Below are 18,806 nucleotides of genomic sequence, written 5' to 3' on the forward strand. Positions count from 1 at the left end.
CGGAAGCGGTTTGAGCCTTTCTCCGCATGGAGAAAGGCTTCTCACCCTTTATACCTGCGCCACCAACACATTAACGTTGGCGGGGAAAACCAAGCCTTCTAATGCGTTACCGCTGTCGGAGGTCACCAGATAATCGACCTCGGGCCATTTGGCCACCAGCGTCATCGCATGCCCGCGCAGCTTATTTTCGTCGGCCAGCACGATGCACTTGCGGCTCTGGGCAATCATTTTGCGCGCGATGGCCGCTTCATTGACGTTCTGATCCATCACGCCGGTCTGCAGATTGACCGCGCCGGCGCCGATGATGGCGTAGTCGGCGAAAAACGCCTCGATATTATTCAATGCGATCGCGCCCAGGCACGCCATTTTGGAGTCGATGAACTGCCCGCCGATCAGCACCACGTCAATGGAGTCATTTTCCAGACAGACGTTGGCGATAAGCGGCGAGTTGGTGATGACCGTCAGTTGATCGATCGTCGCCAACTGCCGGGCAAACTCCAGCGTGGTGGAGCCGAAATCCACGAACACCGTATCGCCCGGTTGGAGCAGCGTCGCCGCTTTCTCCGCGATGGCGCGCTTCTCGGCCTCGGCGATTTTGGCCCGCTCGTTGAATTCATGCTCGAATTTAAACTGGCTGCTCACCGCGCCGCCGTGGATCTTCTTGATCAGCCGATAGTCTTCCAGCTTGTTCAGGTCGCGCCGAATGGTTTCCTGCGAAACCTGGAATTTATCCGCCAGCTCATTCACGTAAACCCGGCCGTTGGCCTGGATCAGCGCCAGTATTTCATTGCGCCTTTCCACGGAATTAGAGATATCCATTCACATTACACTCGCTGCCTTTAGTAAGAGTGACTGCCTACGCCGAGACTTGCGGCGTTAACTGACGGAATACTACGGGTTTCAGGGCGTTAGACGCAAGCCGTTGCCGTCGTTCACCCGGCGGATTCGATGCTGATGTGCAGCGCATCACGCTCAGCCTCGGCTGGCAAGACGATATTGCGCAGCAGGATCCGCCGTTCAGGCAGGCAACGATGCGTTTTGCGGTACAGCACTTTCTCCCCCAGCCGCACCACCACCGAACCGGACACCGCCTGTTCCACGCGCATATTGATCGTGACCGTGGCGGGATTGCCGATCAGCGCCACACGGGCGGGCGCAGTCAGACGTATCCGTTCGTCGTGCCGCACCGGCAGGATTTGCCGCGCCGGCGGCAGCGTGCGCTGCAGCGAATGGGCAACGGCCTCGCCGACGCGCAGCCCTTCCTGATAACACTGGTCGCCCATGTCCGCCGGGTGCAACATGTTGCCGACGGCGAAATAGGCGGCGTCGGAACAGCGGCCGAACTGATCGGTCAACGGACAGCCGCTGTCCGGCCGCTGCGCCAGGTGGCTCTGGCGGATCAGCGTATACTCCCCGGTGAAGCGGCCGGTGAAGATCAGGCTGTCGCAGGCGATGCGCCGTTTCTCCCCCTGGCGATTTTCCACTTCTATGGATTCAACCCGATCGCGGCCGGCAATATCGGTCACACGCGAATAGTAGTGGATCGGCACTCCCATCAGACGCGCATAGAGCGCGCTCAGACGCCAGGCGACGGGTCTGCCGCCGCTTTCAATCATGGCGACGGCGCGCACGCCGGCGTTACGCAGCGTCCACAGCGCGGAGAAACTGACCAGCTCGGTGCCGATCACCACCGGCGCCTTGCCCGGCTGCAGCCCGCGCAGATAGACGAACTGCTGCAGCGCACCGGCGGTGAGTACGCCCTGCGGCCGCAGCCCGCTCACCAGTCGCGGATGGCGCGGCGTCTCGCGCACGCCGGTCGCCAGGATCACCCGCTGCGCTTTCAACGTGCTGACGCCGCGGCAGTCCGTGATGGTCAGCTCGCCGTCCGGCTTGATGGCGAGCACCGTCACGCCGGTACGGATCTCCACCTGCCCGGCGCGCGCCAGTATTTTATCGACATAGGTGGATCCCAGCATCGGCCTATAAAACGTTTGCAGCCCAAAGGTGGGGTGCCGACAGTGTCTCGGCACACCGCCCGCCTGCCGTTCCCGTTCCAGGAGCACCACATCCTCGATCCCCGCCTGCCGCAACGCGGTCGCCGCTGCGATCCCGGCCGGCCCGGCACCGACAATCGCCACCTGATACTCAGTTTTCATCAATGCTCCCTACGGCCAGCGTCTGGCCAAAACGATCGCCTACCATTTCCGCCACCCGGCTGCTGCAATAAAAACCGTTGCAGCGCCCCATCATCACGCGCGTGCGGCGCCGCAGCCCGCCGATGCACTCCGGCGGCACGGCGGAATCGAACGCCGCCTCGATCTCCCGCTGGGTCACCAGCTCGCAGTGGCAAACGATGCCGCCGTTGTCCGGGCGCGCGTAATCGCGCAGCGCGTAGTCGGCAAGCATCGGCATTTGCGGCCAATACACGGTCTCCGGCGTTTTTGGCGTGAAGCACGGCGTAAAGTGGTCGCGATAGAGCTGTTCCACATATTGCGCGATGCCCAGCGCCGCCGTCAGGCCGGTGGAGCGAATGCCCGCCACGCAGATCCACTGCCGATCGGGATAGTGCTGAATGCGGTAGTGTTTCTGCTCGGTGGCCGGACGCAAGCCGGCATAGCTGGCGGTCACGCTGTAATTCACCAGCGAGGGCAGCAGCCGGGTGCCCTGTTCGATCAGCTCGCGCATTTTGGTTTCGTCCACCGTCGCCGTCTCGCGATCCTGCTGTTCTTCGGCGGTCGGCCCGAGCAGCAAATTGCCGAAGATGGTTTTCGACAGCAGCACCCCTTTGGTGATCGTCGTCGGTACCGGCAGGATAATGGCGTTGACCTGCCCGGCGGCGGCCTTGTCGAACACCAGGAACTGCCCTTTGCGCGGGCGAATTTCAAACTCGGGCTGATGGCAGAAACTTTCTACCCGGTCGCCCTGATTGCCGGCGCAGTTGATGACGATTTTGCCGTGAAACTCGCCCCGGTTGCTGGTTAGCCGCCAGCCGGTCGGCAAGCGTTCGGCGCCGGTCACCTCGGTATTGAAGCGATAGTCGCCGCCGTGTTTAACGCCCTGCGTCAGGTAAGCCAGCGGCGTGCTCCAGGGATCGATCACGCTCTCGCCCGGCACCTCTACCGCCGCCAACGCGCCGGGTGCCAGCTGCGGCTCACGGCGATACAGCTCGGCGGCGTCGATCTGCGCCACGTCCAGCACGCCGTTGTCGTGCGCCTGTTGCACAATCGCGGGCAGCGCCGCCAACTGCTGCTCGTCCCAGGCCACGACCAGCGCGCCGGTGGGCAACAGCGGCAGATTCATTCGTTCACGGATGGCGATAAATTCCCGGTACCCGGCCTGCATGCAATGCAGTTCCAGGCTGCCGCTGGGCGCATCGAAGCCGGTATGCAGCAGCGCGCTGTTGGCTTTGCTGGCGCCGGACAGGATATCGCCCCCTTTTTCCAACAGCAGCGTACGGGCGCCCATCAGACAGAATTTGCGGAATACCGCACACCCGACCACACCGCCGCCAATCACGACAATGTCCCAACCCGTTTGTTCTTCCATCATGCTGATGTCCCGTTTTGATGTGATAACCACAATAAAACCACACAATAACCGCATTTGAAATGACAAAAACAACATAACTCCCAAAAAAAAGCCGCAAAAGGCGGTGATAAGCAAAAAGTATGAGGTCGATCACGCGGGGTTATTTTATCTTGTGATTTATGTTGCTTTTATGTGTGAAATTGAAGATAGATTATTAAAACAGTCACACAACAAACACCAGGCACAATAAAAAAACAAAACCTATAAGAGAGCGAAGCAATGATGAATCAACGTTATGCCGCGATTGATCAGGGGACCACCGGCACCCGGGTCGTGGTGTTCGGCGAAGACGGCAGGCACCATTCACCGGCCAGCATGCCGCACAAGCAGATCACCCCCAATCCGGGCTGGGTGGAACACGACGCCCTGGAGATTTTGGCGAATATCCGCCGCTGTCTCAGCCAGTGCGACATGGTGGATGCCATCGGTTTAGGGCATCAGGGCGAAAGCCTGCTGGCCTGGGACGCCGACAGCGGCCTGCCGCTGTACAACGCCATCGTTTGGCAAGATCAGCGCACCGAGCCGGAGATCCAGCGGCTGAAACGCGAAGGCGTTGAGCCGCTGGTGACGGCGAAAACCGGTCTGCCGCTCGATACCTACTTCTCAGCCAGCAAGATGGGCTGGCTGATGAACAACGCCCCGGGCGCCAGGCAATTGGCGCAACGCGGCCGCCTGCGGCTCGGCACCATGGACGCCTTCTTCCTGTTCCACCTGTGCGGCCGGCATCTTACCGACTATAACTCGGCCTCGCGCACCTCGTTGTTCAACATTCATACCCTGCAGTGGGATGAGGAGCTGTGCCGTTTGTTCGGCGTGCCGATCGACAGCCTGCCCGAGGTCAGAGACAACATCGGCCACTTCGGCGACGTCGCGCTCAACGGCAAACCGGTGCCGCTGACGGCCTGCATCGTCGACCAGTTTGCCGGTACATACGGCCACGGCTGCCATCAACCGGGGCAGATGAAGATCACCTTCGGTACCGGCGCCTTTTTACAGGCGATCACCGGGCCGCGCCCGATCGATGCCGGCGAGTCCGGCCTGTTGCCCACGCTGTGCTGGAAGCTGCCCGACAGCGAGCCGGTGTATGGCCTGGACGGCGGCGTTTATAACGCCGCCTCCGCCATTAACTGGGCGAGAAAGATCGGCCTGTTCAACGATTTCGATGAATTCGGCGACTTCCCCTCTCAGCCGGCCATCGCGCGCGGCCTGGCCTTTGTGCCCGCGCTCTCCGGACTGGCTTGCCCGTACTGGGACCGCTCCGCCGCCGGGATGTGGGCCGGGCTGTCGCTGGAGACCGAGCGCAAGGATCTGCTGCAGTCGATCCTCGAAGGCATCGCCATGCGTTCCGCCGAGGTGATCAACGCCATGGATAAACTGAAACCGATCGGCGACAGCATTTCGGTGGACGGCGGCCTGTCCGCCAACCGCTATTTCACGCAGTTTCTCGCCAACCTGATCCAAAAGCGCATCGTCTCTCCCACCAATAAGGAGATCACCGCCCAAGGCGTTGCGCTGTTGGCGCGTAAAGGACTGGGGGTGGAACATCCGCTCAAGGTGCTCAACCGCTATGAAGTGACGGAACCCGCCGAGGTCGATATGGCGGGCTGGTTTGCCCGCTATCAGGAAATCATCGCGCGCTCGCGCGGCTTACGTTCATCGCAGGAGGAACACCATGGCTGAGTTCGGTAATTTCATCATCTATATCATCATGGCCGGCACTCTGATCGGTGCGCTGGCGTCGATCGTCAAACCGGAAGGCGAGCTGGGACGCGAATTCGTCAACGGCATTCACGCCATCGGCCCAGTGTTTCTCGCCCAGGCTGGCATCATGGCCGCAATCCCGATCATCTCTTACCTGATCATGTACAGCATCGGCCCCTTCTTCTCGGCGCTCGGCTCCGACGCCTCGATCGCGGCGCTGGCGGTGATCGCCGTGGACATGGGCGGCTATCAGCTGGCCGACGCCATTGCCGCCAACCGCGATATGTGGATCGTCGCCATGTTGGTGGGCTACACCTCGGGTGCCAGCATCGTGTACCTGATCCCGGTCGGGCTTATCATGCTGAACCGCGACGACCATAAATATCTGGCGCTGGGTGCCATGGCAGGCCTGATCAGCATTCCGTTCGCCGTGCTGATCGCCCTGGTGACCATCACCTTCAATAACCTGCCGGTCAGGGAGATTATCTCCACCACGTCACCTGCCGCGCACTATCTGCAGCTGGACTTGCTGCAGGCGCTGCGGCTGCTGTCCCCGCTGTTCGCCCTGTGCTTCCTACTGGCGTTGGGGCTGAAGCTGCGGCCGGCGGCGATGGTGAAAGGATTCCTGATCTTCGGCAAGGCGGCGGATGCCTTTATCAAGCTGGTGTTGGCGCTGTGCATCATCGAGCATTTCACCGGCGTGTTTAAAAAGGTGTTCGGCGGCTGGGTATTCGATCCGTTATTTGCCGACAAAGACGAATTATTCCGCGCTATCGAGATCGCCGGTTATATCGGCATTATGTTGGCGGGCACATTCCCCATTTGTTATTTATTCCAGCGCTATTGCCGCAAGCCGATGCATTTCATCGGTAAAAAGCTCGGTTTATCGGATACTGGCGCGCTGGGCTTTATTATGGTATTGGCCAATATCATCGCCGTTTATCACCTGTTCAAAGGCATGCGCGCCCGCGATAAGGTGCTGTGCGTGGCCTTCGGCATCTGCGCACAGGCCACGTTGGGCGATCACCTGGCGTTTACCGCCAACTTCCAACCTTCGCTGGTGTTGCCGATCATGATGGGCAAATTCCTCGGTGGCATGATCGCCGTGCTGATCGCCATAAAAATTTCGGTGCCGGAGGCTGAATTGCTGGAAAAAGAACAGACGCAAAGGCAATCGACGGCCATCGCCGCCGCCGCTCGTTAAATTTACCCCTAAGCCATAAAAATAAACGGGGCGCCGCCTCACGGGGAAGCTGCGCCCTTTTTTCGTCCCTGACAACAATTATTGAGAGAACAAACGCTAATGAGAAAAATATTTTTAGCCTGCCCCTACAGCCACACCGACGCCAACGTCGTGCAGCAACGCTTTATCGCCTGCAACGACGTCGCCGCCGCTATCGTGCGAGCCGGCAACGCCGTTTTTAGTCAGGTCAGCATGTCGCATCCGATCAACCAGTGTTTGCAAGAGCTAGACAAAACCGCCATCGGCAAGCTGTGGGCGCCGATCGACGCCCTGTTCATGGCGGCGATGGATGAGTTGATCGTGCTCGACTTGCCGGGTTGGCAAGAGAGCGGCGGCATCAAACGCGAGATGGACGCTTTCGCGGCGCGCGGCTGCCGCGTCAGCCTGTGGTCCGAGGTCGCGAGCGAGTTCAACTGAGGCGTGCGCCCCGCCGCTTGGCGCAGCGGGGCAGCGGCCTATTTGCCGTTGGCCAATTCACCGTACACCACCTGGCCGCGGAAACCGCGCCGCACCTGCTGGAACAGCTCGCGGAATGCCGGGTAATCCTGCGCCTGGCACAGCGCTTCCTTGCCGCGAATGGCGTTCACCTGCAGGCGGTGATTGACGGTCACCTGCTGCCCGTCGCGCCGCCACTCGACGCGATAGTCGCCCGCCGCATTGCGGAATTGCCGATCTTTCGGAATGGCGATGATCGGCACGTTGGCCGGCAGCTGCAGACGGTAGGTTTCGTCATAGCGCTGCGCGGTGCAGTAGAACGGCGTTTCGTTGCCCGGCGCCGCCGTGGTGGTATACAGCGTGCGGAACGATTTGCCGCCGGGCGGGTTGGGCAACGTCATGCCGCCCACCACGCCGAAATCGACGTAGTCGTCCGCCTTGAAGCGGAAGCGATAGCCGAACTGCTTTTTGAGATCCAGCGGATCGCTGTTCATCGCCACTTCGCCGTTGCCGTCGATGCCGGAAGCGGACATGATTGTCGCTTCGGCCTGCGCCCGATTCTGACGGTTGATCTGCGAGAAGTAGCCCCGCAGGTCAATTTCTTCCACTTCGCTCAGCCGGCGCTCGGTCTGTCCGCGCAGATTGCCCGCCTTGTCGAACACGAAATCGACGTTCAGCGCGCTCTTGACCGGCTGCTCATCGCTGCCCGGCGTGCGCGCCAGCCTGGCGTCGCGCGTCAGCAGCACCGGTGCGCCCAAATCGCCCTCCGGCAGTTGCCCGAAACGCGCCCAGGGATTGGTGGAATCGAGGTACAGTTTGAATTCCGGCACGTAGGTGATGGCGTGATTGAAGCGGCCAAGCAGCGGCACTTTAGGCAGGATCGGGCCTTCATCCATGCCGATCAGCACCGGCGAGCTTTCAATGCCTTTGGCGGCGAGCAGCGCCTCCAGGATCACCACGTGATCCTTACAGTCGCCGTAATGGTTATCGAGAATGCTCTGCGCCGAATTCGGCTCCAGCCCACCGTTGCCCAGGTACACCGCCACGTAGCGAATGTTTTGCGCCACCCAGCGATAGAGGGCCTCCGCCTGCTCGCGCCGATCGCTGATACCGGCGGTGATATTGTCCGCCAGCGCCTGAATGCCCGGCGTCACCTTCGCCGCCGCGCCGGCCTTCAGCTGGTAGGCCTTGGCCAACTGCGGCCACTCGCGGTAGGTGCTGGCCATGATGGTCGGGCTGAAGGTCCAGCTGTCCGCCGCCCAGTTTTGCGCCTTCATCGGGGCGCTGCGCGAATAATGCCAGCGCCAGTGCGCCTGGCCGTTGCGGATTTGCGGTTGGTCCCCGCCCTCGACGCCGCGCGTGAAGATATGCATCGGCAGCTTGGCCGGCGCCTGCAGGGTCACTTCGGCGTCGTCGAACTGATCGAAAACGCTGAACGTCTCCCACAGGCCGAAATAGTCAGGGAAATACGGGGTGTTCTGCGTGCGGCGCAGTTCGTACACCACGCGCGAGCCCGGCGCCAGGTTGGAGAACACGATGACGCGCACCTTGCGATCGGCATACAGCGGCGCCGTGGCGCTGGAATAGCTTTCCTGGGTATAAATGCGATCGGGCGCCACATCGTGGCGCTGGCCGTCGGCGGTCAGCGTATAGGCGGCGACCACCTCCAGCGTTTCCATTTTCTCGCTGTAGCTCAGGCGGATCTGGCTGAATTTTTCGACCGCCGCCTTGGTTTTCAGCAGCACTTCGTAGCTTTCCGCCTTCACGTTGGTGGCGTTGGCGTTAACGCGGTAATCCGCGCGATAGCGCACGAAGCTGAAATCGTTGTTGGCCGTGTCGTTCTGGCCCTGATCCGCCGCGGCGGGCGGTGCAGCGGCCAACACGGTGGCCGGGTGCGTCGCCGTCAAACCGGCGAGTAACAGTATGGAAGGAATAGCGATTTTCATCTTCGGTCCTTGAAGGGCAACAAACGGCGACGCCGGGCTACGCGCCTGCCCCGGCGTCAAAACAGGCGGGCACACTAATATAATTGAGAATCATTTTCAATAAACGAACCGTCAACGCCGTGCTAGCCCTGCTCGATCAGCATCACAGCGGTGGTCTCCGGCTCCAGGGCCTCGAAAACGTGCTCGCGATCGGCGGAGTAACTGATGTAATCGCCGGCGCTCAGCACCTGCGGCTGATCCGCCGGGCCAAGGCGCGCCCGTCCACTGCTGATGATCACATGCTCGACGGTGCCCGGCGGATGCGGCCGGGAAAGTTTGACTTCGCCGGGCTGCACCCGCAGCCGGTAAATGTCGCGCTGCGCGCCCGGTGGACAAGTGGCCAGCAACGTGGCGGCGTAGTTGCCCTGCTCTGACACCGCCGCGGTCCCCTCATGAGCGCGGATCACTTGCACCTGCCTGCTGGGTTGCGAAATCAGTCGGCTGACCGGCACATCCAGCGCCATCGCCAACGCCCACAGCGTTTCCAGACTGGGATTACCGCTGCCGGCTTCGAGCTGCGACAACGTGGACTTGGCGATACCCGCGCGCTTCGCCAGTTCGGTGACGGACAGGTTCAATCGCTCCCGCTCACGGCGGATTGCCGCCGACAAGAGGCCGATCGGCGTGATGTTCTGCATTAGGCTCTCGCTCATTGTTCGTTATACCATTCATTTGTTCGACTTGACGAACACCGTCAACCATGTTCATCATAATGTTCGATTGTTCATTTTAATGATTAAGCGACTTCACCACAAGCACGGTCAGGCCGCGAGGGAAACGACATGAAAACGAAAACGCGCGGCGCAGTGCAAATGATCCTCGCCATGACGATCTCCGGCACCGTCGGTTGGCCGGTGATCGTGTTAGGGCAGCCGCCCGCCACGGTGGTGTTTTGGCGCTGCGCGTTCGGCGCGCTGGCGATGCTGGCCACCTGCGCCGCGCTTGGGCAACTGAAATCAGGCGCCATCAACCGGCGGCAGCTGGCTTTCGCCGTCCTGGGGGGCCTCGCGCTGGTGCTCAACTGGACGCTATTGTTTGCCGCCTATGCGCATGCCTCGATCGCTGTCGCCACCGTGACCTACCATGTTCAACCGTTTATGTTGGTGGCGCTGGGAGCGCTGCTGTTCGGCGAAAAACTGACGGCTAATCGGCTGGGCTGGCTTCTGCTGGCGTTCGCCGGGATGGTGTTGATCGTCACCGGCCGGCAGAGCGGTGGCGGCGATGGCGACTATCTGCTGGGCGTGGCGCTGGCGCTCGGTGCGGCCCTGATGTACGCCCTGGCGGCAGCGATCGTCAAACAGCTGGCCGCGTTGCCGCCGCAGCTCATCGTGTTGATTCAACTGACCGTTGGCGCGGTGGCGATGGCGCCGTTCGCCGGTCTGGCCCACCTTCCCGCAGAACCGCTCGACTGGCTGCTGCTGGCGACCCTCGGCCTGGTGCATACCGGGGTGATGTCCACGTTGCTCTATGGCGCTATCCAGAAAATCCCCACCGCTCTGGTTGGCGCGCTGTCGTTTATCTACCCGGCAGTGGCGATCGTGGTGGACTGGGCGGCGTTCGGGCACCGTCTCAGCCTGTTGCAGCTGCTGGGCACGCTGGCCATTCTCGGCGCGGCCGCGGGCATGAACTTCGGCTGGCGATGGGCGCCCGCCGCGCACCGGGCCGGTAAAATCGGTTAATCCCGTCCGACGGGCAAGCTATGCACAATAAGGCATTCGCCTTGTGTTCGGCGCGGTGCTATTTATTTAAACCGTGTAGGGTAGAAGGAGTGTTCTATGTGGCATCACCGCCTGCAACGGCGCATCCGTTTCAGTTACTGGAACGAACTGTGCGTCATAAAAAAATAAGGGAAGGCGCAAGCCTTCCCTTTTGTCATTCACCGTTCAGCTCAGAAGCGATCGGTTTTCACCACCTCGTCGAACGGCAGCTTGCCGATGCGCGGGTAAGGTTGCCCCGCCGCCTTGCCGATAGCGACCATCAGCGCGATCTGATAATGCGCCGGCTTATTGATAATCTCTCCCACCGCGTCGAAATCAAAACCGTCCATCGGGCAAGAGTCGTAGCCCTGCGCCTTGGCCGCCAGCATCAACGTCTGGGCGAAGATGCCGCTGCTGCGCATCACTTCGTCGCGCTGCACCTGCGGTTTACCGCGATAATACTGATCGACGGCCGGGATCATGAACTGCTGCACCGGCTCCGCCGCGTCGGCCCAAACGGTTTTTACCTTCGATTCCCAACTCGACAGATCGCCGCACAGCACGACCAGCATCGACGCGTCGGTCACCTGCGCCTGCCCCCACGCCGCCTCGCGAATTTTCTCGCGCTGCGAGCGATCTTCGATCAGCAGCGGGCGCCAGTGCTGCAGGTTAAACGCGCTGGGAGCGCCCTGCAGCGCAATGTTCAACAGCGCTTTTTTCTCTTCGAGCGTCATCACGTGCTGCGTATCGAACTGCTTGGTGGCGCGGCGTTGGCGGATCGCGTCTAACGTATTCATTTTACTGCCTCTGTCCATGTGAAAAGGTCTATTGTCGTCAACGCGGCGCGGCTGTCCAGCCCCAGGCGGCTATTTCTGCGCGGTTTCGGCGCGCAAACGGCTGACCTGCGCCGCCAATTCCGGCCACGGCGCCTGACCGGCGTAATGCTGCCGCAGGTAGTTGAGCAGGATGGCGATCTGCGCGTCATTCAGGTTATGGCGAAAGCCCGGCATATAGCCCAGCTCGGCGTTCGCCGGCCGCTGTATGCCGTCCAGCACCACGCGAATGGCGTTGTCCGGCGCGTCGGCGAACAGGTTGGTGTTCAGCGCCAGAGACGGCCGCACCCCCGCCATCTGCGCGCCTTTTTCCTGCGCATGGCAAGCCATGCAGGCGCCGGAAAACAGCCGCGCCCCTGCCGAACTCAGAGGCTCCACCTGGCGCTCCGCCTGAGCGTTTAACGTTGTCGCCGTAGCGCCCGCCGCCGTTTCAGGATGATAGCTGCGCAGATAGACGGCGATCGCCTGCAGATCGGCCTGCGGCAAGCGCGACAGCCCTTCTTCGATCACCGGCGCCATCGGGCCGGCGGCGACGCCGTGGTTGGCCGAGTAGCCGGTGCGCATGAAATCGACCAGATCCTGCTGCGTCCACGCGAGCGGCGCGGGCGAGCGGCCGGTCAACGCCGGCGCCGTCCATCCCTCCGCCACGCCGCCGGCCAGGTGCTCGCCGCCGGTTTTCTCGCCGAACAACACGTTGCGCGGCGAGTGGCAGGCGCTGCAGTGCCCCAGCCCTTCGACCAGGTACGCGCCGCGGTTCCAGTCGGCGCTTTGGGTCGCCTGTTCCGGCATCGCGCCCTGCGTCAGGAACAGCAGGTTCCAGGCAAAGATGCCCTGGCGAATGTTGAACGGAAAGTGCAGATCGGTGGCCGGCGGCCGGTACTTGACCGGCGGCTGCGACATCAGGTAGGCGTACAGCGCCTGCAGATCGTCGTCACTCGTGCGGGTAAAGGCGGTATAAGGAAACGCCGGATAAAGGTAGCGCCCCTGCCGATCAACGCCGTGCCGCATGGCGCGTTCAAACGCCGCGTAGCTCCAGCTGCCGATGCCGGTTTCCACGTCCGGCGTGATGTTGGTGGTGTAAATGGTGCCGAAGGGGATCTCCATCGCCAACCCGCCGGTGTTGCGCTCGCCGCCCGCACGGGTGTGGCACACGGCGCAGTCGCCGAGATCGGCCAACGTTTTGCCACGCGCGATCTGCGCCTCGCTGAAACGGTGGGTCGCATCGGCGGCGAGCGGCGCGATTTCCGGCTGCCAACTGGCGACCACGCCGGCGACCGCAACGGCGATCACCGTGACGCCGCCCCACCCGACGATTTTTTTCATCTTACTCATCTTTGCTGTCCTTGTTCGTTACGGGGGGTTAATGGCCGGCCTGAGCGCGCAGCGCGGCGAGCACCCGCGCCGGCGTAAACGGCACCTCGCGCAGGCGCACGCCGAGGGCGTCAAACAGCGCGTTGCCGATCGCCGCCGCACTCGGCACCGAGGCGGACTCTCCTGCGCCCATCGGCGCTTCGTCCGGGCGGTCGATCAGTTGGATATCGATCTGCGGCAATTCGTCAAAGCGCAGGATCGGATAGCCGCCCCAGTCCAATGACGTCACGCCCGACGCGTTGAAGGTCACAAACTCTTTCAGCACCCGGCTGGCGGATTGGATAATGTTGCCATGCACCTGATGGCGCACCCCGGCCGGATTGATCATCCGGCCGCAATCATGCGCCACGAAGATTTTATTGAGCGTGATCTGCCCGGAAAGGCGATTGACGCTGAGATCGCACACCCAGGCCGCCCAGGCGGCGCCGAAGCCGGGGAATTTGCTGTGGAAATAGCGCGCATAGGCGAAGCCGCGGCCGCTCACCACTTCGGCCCCGGCGGCGCGCGAGCGGTGCGCCGGGCCGTCTTGCCAGTTAGCCTGGCGCTTCAGGGCCTCAATCAAGGCCACCGCGCGCGGATCGTTCAGGTAACGCAGGCGAAACGCGATCGGATCCTCGCCGGCGCGCCAGGCCAGCTCGTCGATCCAGGATTCATGGGCGAACACGTTGGGCAGCGCCGAAACGCCGCGCATCCACGACGCCCGCACGATCGGCGCGGCGTCCTGACAGATCACCCGCATGTGCGGATACGCGTATTGCGGAATGGCGGTGCGATCGCCCATCTGTTGCACGTCGGCCCGGTTGGCCACCTTGCCGGTCAACACCAGCGGCAAGGTCACCGCATTGTTGGAGGGATAGCTGGTTTTCAACTCGTAAGCCGCCACCCGATTTTGCGCGTCGAGGCCGCCGCGCACCCGGATCAGTTGGCCGGTGCCCTTCGGCTCCCAGCCGGATTCCTGTTCACGCATCAGCTGCACCCGCACCGGGCGGCCGGTGGCCCGCGCCAACAGCGCCGCGTCCGCCGAGACGTCGTCGGCGCAGTTGCGGCCATAGCAGCCGGAGGCTTCCATGCGGGTGATGTGCACCTGCTCAGACGGCAGCTCGAGCAGCCTGGCGATATCTTTGCGCAGATCGTGCGGGTTTTGCGTGCCGGACCACACCTGCGCCCGCCCGTCTTTGACCTCCGCTACCGCGCAGGAGGGGCCGATTGAGGCGTGCTGATGGTAAGGCCAGACATAGTCCGCCTGCACTTCGGTATGCAGCAATGCCAACGCCTCGTCCGTGCCCGCATCATCGCGCAGCACGCGGTCGGTTTTCGGGTTGGCTTCCAGCGCGGCGGGCAGCGCCTCCGGCGACAGGTCCGGCAGGCCGGCCCAGGGTTTCCATTCGGTTTTCAGCCGGCGCATGGCGGCGATCGCCTGCTCTTCGCGCTCGGCCACAATGCCGATGAAATCATTGATCACCACCAGTTTCACGATGCCCGGCAGGTGCGCGATCGAACTTTCATCCACCGACAACAGGCCACCGCCCAGCGGCGCGCTGCTGTCGGCGCCTGCGTAAGGCGGACGCACCACCCGGCCATGCAGCATGCCGGGCAAGCGCAGGTCGTGCACGTAGGTTAGCCCCCCGCTGACCTTGGCCGGAATATCGACCCGGGCGACGGCGCGGCCGACATAGCGGCCCTGCTGTTCACCGTTCAGCGGCACGTTTTTATCCAGCGTCACATGCAGATTTTGCCCGCTCGCCAGCTGCGCATAGCTCAAGGAACGCCCCGGGTGCTTGGTCACAAACACCTGTCCCGCCGCCGCCGTCAGCTGGTCGGCCGGCAGTTCGAAGGCTTTGGCCGCCAGCGCCGTCAGCATATGTCGCACCTGCGCCGCCGCCTGCCGCAGCGACACCGACGTGACCTGTATGGTGGCGCTGGCGATGGTCGGCCCCTGATCCGGCGTGCGTTGCGTATCGCCGAGGATCATCGTGACGTGCTCGAACGACACGCAAATTTCGTCGGCGACGATCTGCGCCAGCGCGGTGCGAATGCCGGTGCCGAGATCGACATGGCCATTGAAGGCCGTCACCCGGCCGTCGGCGGTGAGGCTGATAAAGCTGTCCACCCGATCCAGCGGCAGATCGGCAGGCGATGCAACCGTCTCGGCGGCGAAGGCGTTAAACGGCGCGGGCAGCAGACTGCTGACCATCACCACACCGCCGGCTTGCAACAACTGTCGGCGGGTCAGTTCGAGGCGGCTCATGCTTGCCTCCGCGCAGCCAGCAGATCGCGGGCGCGCTCGGCGGCGCGCAAGATCTCAAGGTGGGTGCCGCAGCGGCACAGGTTGTAGGCCAGCTCTTTCTTGATGGTTTGTTCATCTGCATCCGGCTCGCGTTCGAACAACGCGACCAGCGTCATGATCATGCCGTTGGCGCAGTAACCGCACTGCGCCGCCTGCTCATCGATAAACCCCTGCTGAACCGGATGCAGCGCCTCCGGCGTGCCCAGGCCTTCCAGCGTGGTGACGGACTTGCTTCCTACGGCGGCCAGCGGCATTGAGCAAGAACGCGCGGCGACGCCGTCGATCAGCACCGTGCAGGCGCCGCACTCCCCCAGGCCGCAGCCATATTTGGGGCCGTTCAAGTGCAGATCGTTGCGTAAAACGTACAGCAGCGGCGTGTCGGGCGCGAGATTGCCGAGTGGAACCACCCGGCCATTAACGTTGATTTCCATGGTGAAACTATCCCTTAAACAAACGGATTTAATCCGTAACATCACTGCGGTGAATAATTTCGCAGCGTGCTAATAATTATCATCAAAAGACTTGATGATGTTAAGGGAATGTAGCCGCCATGGCTTTAACGAAAAGTGGGTATTTTCTATAAATTTCCGATAGATAAGCGCGCTTTTATGATTGCCATCCGTGATTATTGTCGATCGCCAGTCCGGCCTCAGCGCCGTCGACCAACAGCCGCACGCCGGCTTCAAACAGCGCATCCGCGCCCTTCTCCTGCAATGTTTCCCAGCCTTGGCACAGCAGCGGATAACGGCGGCGGTCGGCATCATTGAGCGGATCGTCAGGCTGCATTTGCTGTTCCTCCAGCACCCAGCCCACCACGAAACGCCCGACGGCGAACAGCAGGTTTACCGCGCGCTCCGGCGTCAACCCCGCCCGGCACAGCAGCGCCACCTTGGCCTCAATGACGGCGAATTGCGGCTCCTGCGGCCGGGTGCCGGCATGCAGACGCGCGCCGTCGCGGTAAGCCAGCAGCGCCCGACGGAAGTTGCCGGCATTGGTGACAACCCAATCCTGCCAGGGCATGTCGGCGGGCACCTCTTCACGGTGATCCAACATGATGGTTTCCGCCATCGCCTTCAGCAGCTCGGCCTTGTTCTTGAAATGCCAATAGAGCGTGGGAGATTGCACGCCCAAATGTTGCGCCAGGCGACGGGTGCTCAGGGCATCAATGCCGATGTCATTCAGCAACGCCAGCGCCCCGCGCAGGACGGTTTCTCGCGTTAAACGCGTCGCGGTATTTTTTTTGCTCATCTCTCTATCACTGATAGGGTAACTATGGAATACTCAATACTCTATCACTGTTAGAGTCACAATTTTGAAAAAACCTATGCTGGTTATTTTGTTGACGGTGTTGCTGGATGCAGTGGGCATCGGCCTGATCATGCCGATTCTGCCGGCGCTGTTGCGCTCATTGGGCGGTCTCGACGCCGGCAGCGTGCATTACGGCGCCCTGCTGGCGGCGTATGCGTTGATGCAATTCCTTTTTTCACCGATCCTCGGCGCGCTGAGCGATCGTTTCGGCCGGCGTCCGGTGCTGTTGATTTCGCTGGCCGGCGCGGCGGCCGACTATCTGCTGATGGCGTTTGCGCCGACGCTGGCCTGGCTCTATCTGGGCCGGTTGCTGGCGGGCATCACCGGCGCCAACATGGCGGTCGCCACCGCTTACGTCACCGACATTACGCCGGCCGGTCAACGCGCGCGGCGTTTCGGCCTGGTGGGCGCGGTATTCGGCGTCGGTTTTATCGTCGGCCCGCTGCTCGGCGGTTCGCTGGGCGAGTGGCATCTGCATGCGCCCTTCCTGGCGGCGGCGGCGATGAACGCCGTCAACCTGGCGATGGCGTTTTTCCTGCTGCCGGAATCGCGTAAACCCCGCGCCCGCGCCGCCGAGAAAATCCGCCTCAATCCCTTTTCGTCATTGCGACGGCTGCACGGCAAGCCTGGCCTGCTGCCGCTGGCCGGCATTTACCTGATCATGGCGCTGGTTTCGCAGGCGCCAGCCACATTGTGGATTTTATACGGTCAGGATCGTTTCGGCTGGAGCATGATGGTGGCGGGCCTGTCGCTGGCCGGTTACGGCGCCTGCCACGCGCTGTCGCAGGCCTTCGCCATCGGCCCGCTGGTCGCGCGGCTCGGCGAACGCAAGGCGCTGCTGATCGGCCTGGCCGCCGACGCAATGGGCCTGGCGCTGCTGTCGATCGCCACGCGCGGCTGGGCACCTTTCGCCTTGCTGCCGTTCTTCGCGGCGGGCGGTATGGCGCTGCCCGCGCTGCAGGCGTTAATGGCGCAAAAGGTGGACGACGATCATCAGGGCGAGCTGCAAGGGACGCTGGCCAGCATGGGCAGCCTGATCGGCGTCGCGGGGCCACTGGTGGCGACGGCGCTGTACGCCGCCACGCGCGATGTCTGGCCGGGCCTGGTCTGGGCTTTGGCCGCCGCCCTCTATCTGTTGGTTCCGCTGTTGCTGGCGCGTTCGCGCGAGCGTGACGCGGCATAACGTCGAGCTCACCCTCTCCCGCTTAAGCTGATTTATGGCTAAGCAAGGCATTATTCAGCATAAGCGGGCGCTTTACACGCCACTGCGCCGCTCATTATCATCGCCCTTATCCCGCCGCAGGAAAATTTAAATGCCGTTTCATGGCGTTACGCCCAGCGCGTCATCGCTACCGTTCACTTCGCCTATCGGAAAATCAGGATGAGAAAACTCACAACGCCGCTGATCGCCGCCCTGCTGCTCGGCCTGTTTAGCCTGCCGGCCGGCGCGCAGGAGAAACCGCAACAAATCACCATCGGTTACCAGAAAGCCAACATTTTTGCGCTGCTGAAATACCGCGGCACGCTGGAGAAAACCCTGGAGCCGCAGGGCGTCAAGGTTCGCTGGATAGAATTCCCCGCCGGCCCGCAGATGTTGGAAGGGTTGAACGTCGGCAGCATCGATCTGGCGGCGACCGGTGACGCCCCGCCGGCCTTCGCGCAAGCCGCCAAGGCCGATCTGGTTTATTTGGCGCATTCGCCGCCCAGCCCGAAAACCGAAGCCATCGTGGTGCCGCAGGATTCGGCGATCCGCTCCGTGGCCGATCTGAAAGGCAAACGCGTGGCGTTGAACAAAGGGTCGGACGTCAATTACCTGCTGGTGAGCGCGCTGGAACAGGCCGGCTTGAGCTACAAGGACATCACGCCGGTCTATCTGCCGCCGAGCGATGCCCGCGCCGCCTTCCAGCGCGGCAGCGTCGACGCCTGGGTGATTTGGGATCCCTACTACGCCGAGGTGGAAACCCATGCCAACGCCCGCCGGCTGAAAGACGCGGAAGGTCTGGTGCCGCACTACACCTTCTATCTCGCCAGCCGCCGCTTTGCCGAAACCTACCCGGACAGCGCCAAGCAGGTGATTCAACAGCTCGGCGCGCTGAGCGACTGGGCCAACGGCCATCCGCAGGAAGCGGCGGCGATCCTCGCTCAGAGCACCGGCCTGGATCAGGCGATTTGGGCCAGAGCCATCGCCCGCATGCCGTTCGGCAGCCAGCGCATGTCGCCGGAGGTGTTCAGACAGCAGCAGCAGTTGGCGGATAAATTCACCGCCATCGGACTGCTGCCGGGTAAGGTGGACGTTAACGCCGCCCGCTGGTCCGAAGATAAGCCCGAGGCGCAGTAGCCTTTGCCGCGCTTTGGCTT

At 62.4% G+C, this 18,806-nt stretch carries 16 protein-coding genes; 6 read left to right on the forward strand and 10 right to left on the reverse strand.

Annotation, left to right across the window (positions count from 1 at the left end; all coding sequences use genetic code 11):
* Positions 1–48 precede the first annotated feature (48 nt).
* The 3 genes from CPH57_RS08810 to CPH57_RS08820 form a co-directional block, all read right to left on the reverse strand.
* Positions 49–819 (reverse strand): DeoR/GlpR family DNA-binding transcription regulator, encoded by a 771-nt coding sequence (locus tag CPH57_RS08810; RefSeq protein WP_033643131.1) that lies wholly within the window; start codon positions 817–819, stop codon positions 49–51.
* Positions 820–932: 113 nt separating this feature from the next.
* Positions 933–2,156 (reverse strand): FAD-dependent oxidoreductase, encoded by a 1,224-nt coding sequence (locus tag CPH57_RS08815; protein WP_033643132.1) that lies wholly within the window; start codon positions 2,154–2,156, stop codon positions 933–935.
* A complete protein-coding gene (locus tag CPH57_RS08820; RefSeq protein ID WP_096242267.1) occupies positions 2,146–3,549 on the reverse strand; it encodes an NAD(P)/FAD-dependent oxidoreductase in 1,404 nt (467 codons plus the stop codon). Before CPH57_RS08820 ends, CPH57_RS08815 begins: the two co-directional genes overlap by 11 nt.
* A 258-nt stretch (positions 3,550–3,807) precedes the next feature.
* Between CPH57_RS08820 and CPH57_RS08825 the strand changes: the two genes are divergently transcribed.
* The 3 genes from CPH57_RS08825 to CPH57_RS08835 all read left to right on the forward strand — a co-directional run bounded on the left by CPH57_RS08825 (position 3,808) and on the right by CPH57_RS08835 (position 6,949).
* Positions 3,808–5,268 (forward strand): glycerol kinase, encoded by a 1,461-nt coding sequence (locus tag CPH57_RS08825; protein ID WP_096242268.1) that lies wholly within the window; start codon positions 3,808–3,810, stop codon positions 5,266–5,268.
* Positions 5,261–6,493: an ethanolamine utilization protein EutH gene (eutH, locus tag CPH57_RS08830; protein WP_033643135.1), complete on the forward strand. Its 1,233-nt coding sequence runs from the start codon at positions 5,261–5,263 to the stop codon at positions 6,491–6,493. The genes CPH57_RS08825 and eutH overlap by 8 nt, the downstream gene beginning before the upstream one ends.
* A 99-nt stretch (positions 6,494–6,592) precedes the next feature.
* Positions 6,593–6,949: a DUF1937 family protein gene (locus CPH57_RS08835; protein WP_033650357.1), complete on the forward strand. Its 357-nt coding sequence runs from the start codon at positions 6,593–6,595 to the stop codon at positions 6,947–6,949.
* Between the two features lie 38 nt (positions 6,950–6,987).
* On the opposite strand, the gene CPH57_RS08840 is transcribed toward CPH57_RS08835, so the two are convergent.
* Positions 6,988–8,913: a DUF3857 domain-containing protein gene (locus tag CPH57_RS08840; RefSeq protein WP_033643137.1), complete on the reverse strand. Its 1,926-nt coding sequence runs from the start codon at positions 8,911–8,913 to the stop codon at positions 6,988–6,990.
* 122 nt (positions 8,914–9,035) lie between these two features.
* Entirely contained in the window at positions 9,036–9,590 is a 555-nt protein-coding gene (locus CPH57_RS08845; RefSeq protein ID WP_080494328.1) for a helix-turn-helix domain-containing protein, read from the reverse strand.
* Between the two features lie 144 nt (positions 9,591–9,734).
* Between CPH57_RS08845 and CPH57_RS08850 the strand changes: the two genes are divergently transcribed.
* On the forward strand, positions 9,735–10,631 hold the full coding sequence (locus CPH57_RS08850; protein ID WP_033650354.1) for a DMT family transporter: 897 nt from the start codon (positions 9,735–9,737) through the stop codon (positions 10,629–10,631).
* A 209-nt stretch (positions 10,632–10,840) separates the two neighbouring features.
* On the opposite strand, the gene CPH57_RS08855 is transcribed toward CPH57_RS08850, so the two are convergent.
* The 5 genes from CPH57_RS08855 to tetR form a co-directional block, all read right to left on the reverse strand.
* Positions 10,841–11,446: a nitroreductase family protein gene (locus CPH57_RS08855; RefSeq protein ID WP_033650353.1), complete on the reverse strand. Its 606-nt coding sequence runs from the start codon at positions 11,444–11,446 to the stop codon at positions 10,841–10,843.
* A gap of 69 nt (positions 11,447–11,515) precedes the next feature.
* Positions 11,516–12,814 (reverse strand): cytochrome c, encoded by a 1,299-nt coding sequence (locus CPH57_RS08860; RefSeq protein ID WP_096242269.1) that lies wholly within the window; start codon positions 12,812–12,814, stop codon positions 11,516–11,518.
* 28 nt (positions 12,815–12,842) lie between these two features.
* Positions 12,843–15,101, reverse strand: a complete 2,259-nt coding sequence (locus tag CPH57_RS08865) for a molybdopterin cofactor-binding domain-containing protein (RefSeq protein WP_096242270.1) — start codon at positions 15,099–15,101, stop codon at positions 12,843–12,845.
* The gene (locus CPH57_RS08870; RefSeq protein ID WP_033643143.1) at positions 15,098–15,571 is read right to left on the reverse strand and encodes a (2Fe-2S)-binding protein; all 474 of its coding nucleotides are present in this window, start codon (positions 15,569–15,571) and stop codon (positions 15,098–15,100) included. Before CPH57_RS08870 ends, CPH57_RS08865 begins: the two co-directional genes overlap by 4 nt.
* 175 nt (positions 15,572–15,746) lie before the next feature.
* Positions 15,747–16,388, reverse strand: coding sequence for a tetracycline resistance transcriptional repressor TetR (tetR, locus tag CPH57_RS08875; RefSeq protein ID WP_096242271.1), 642 nt, complete (start codon positions 16,386–16,388; stop codon positions 15,747–15,749).
* Positions 16,389–16,464: 76 nt separating this feature from the next.
* Between tetR and tet(41) the strand changes: the two genes are divergently transcribed.
* Positions 16,465–17,631 carry a tetracycline efflux MFS transporter Tet(41) gene (gene tet(41), locus CPH57_RS08880; protein ID WP_369825809.1) on the forward strand — a complete coding sequence of 389 codons (1,167 nt, stop codon included), beginning with the start codon at positions 16,465–16,467 and terminating at the stop codon, positions 17,629–17,631.
* A 198-nt stretch (positions 17,632–17,829) separates the two neighbouring features.
* Positions 17,830–18,786, forward strand: a complete 957-nt coding sequence (locus tag CPH57_RS08885) for a sulfonate ABC transporter substrate-binding protein (protein WP_047575138.1) — start codon at positions 17,830–17,832, stop codon at positions 18,784–18,786.
* Positions 18,787–18,806 lie beyond the last annotated feature (20 nt).

Origin of the sequence: Serratia sp. JKS000199, assembly GCF_900215455.1 — a bacterium.
Classification (GTDB): Bacteria; Pseudomonadota; Gammaproteobacteria; order Enterobacterales; family Enterobacteriaceae; genus Serratia; species Serratia ureilytica.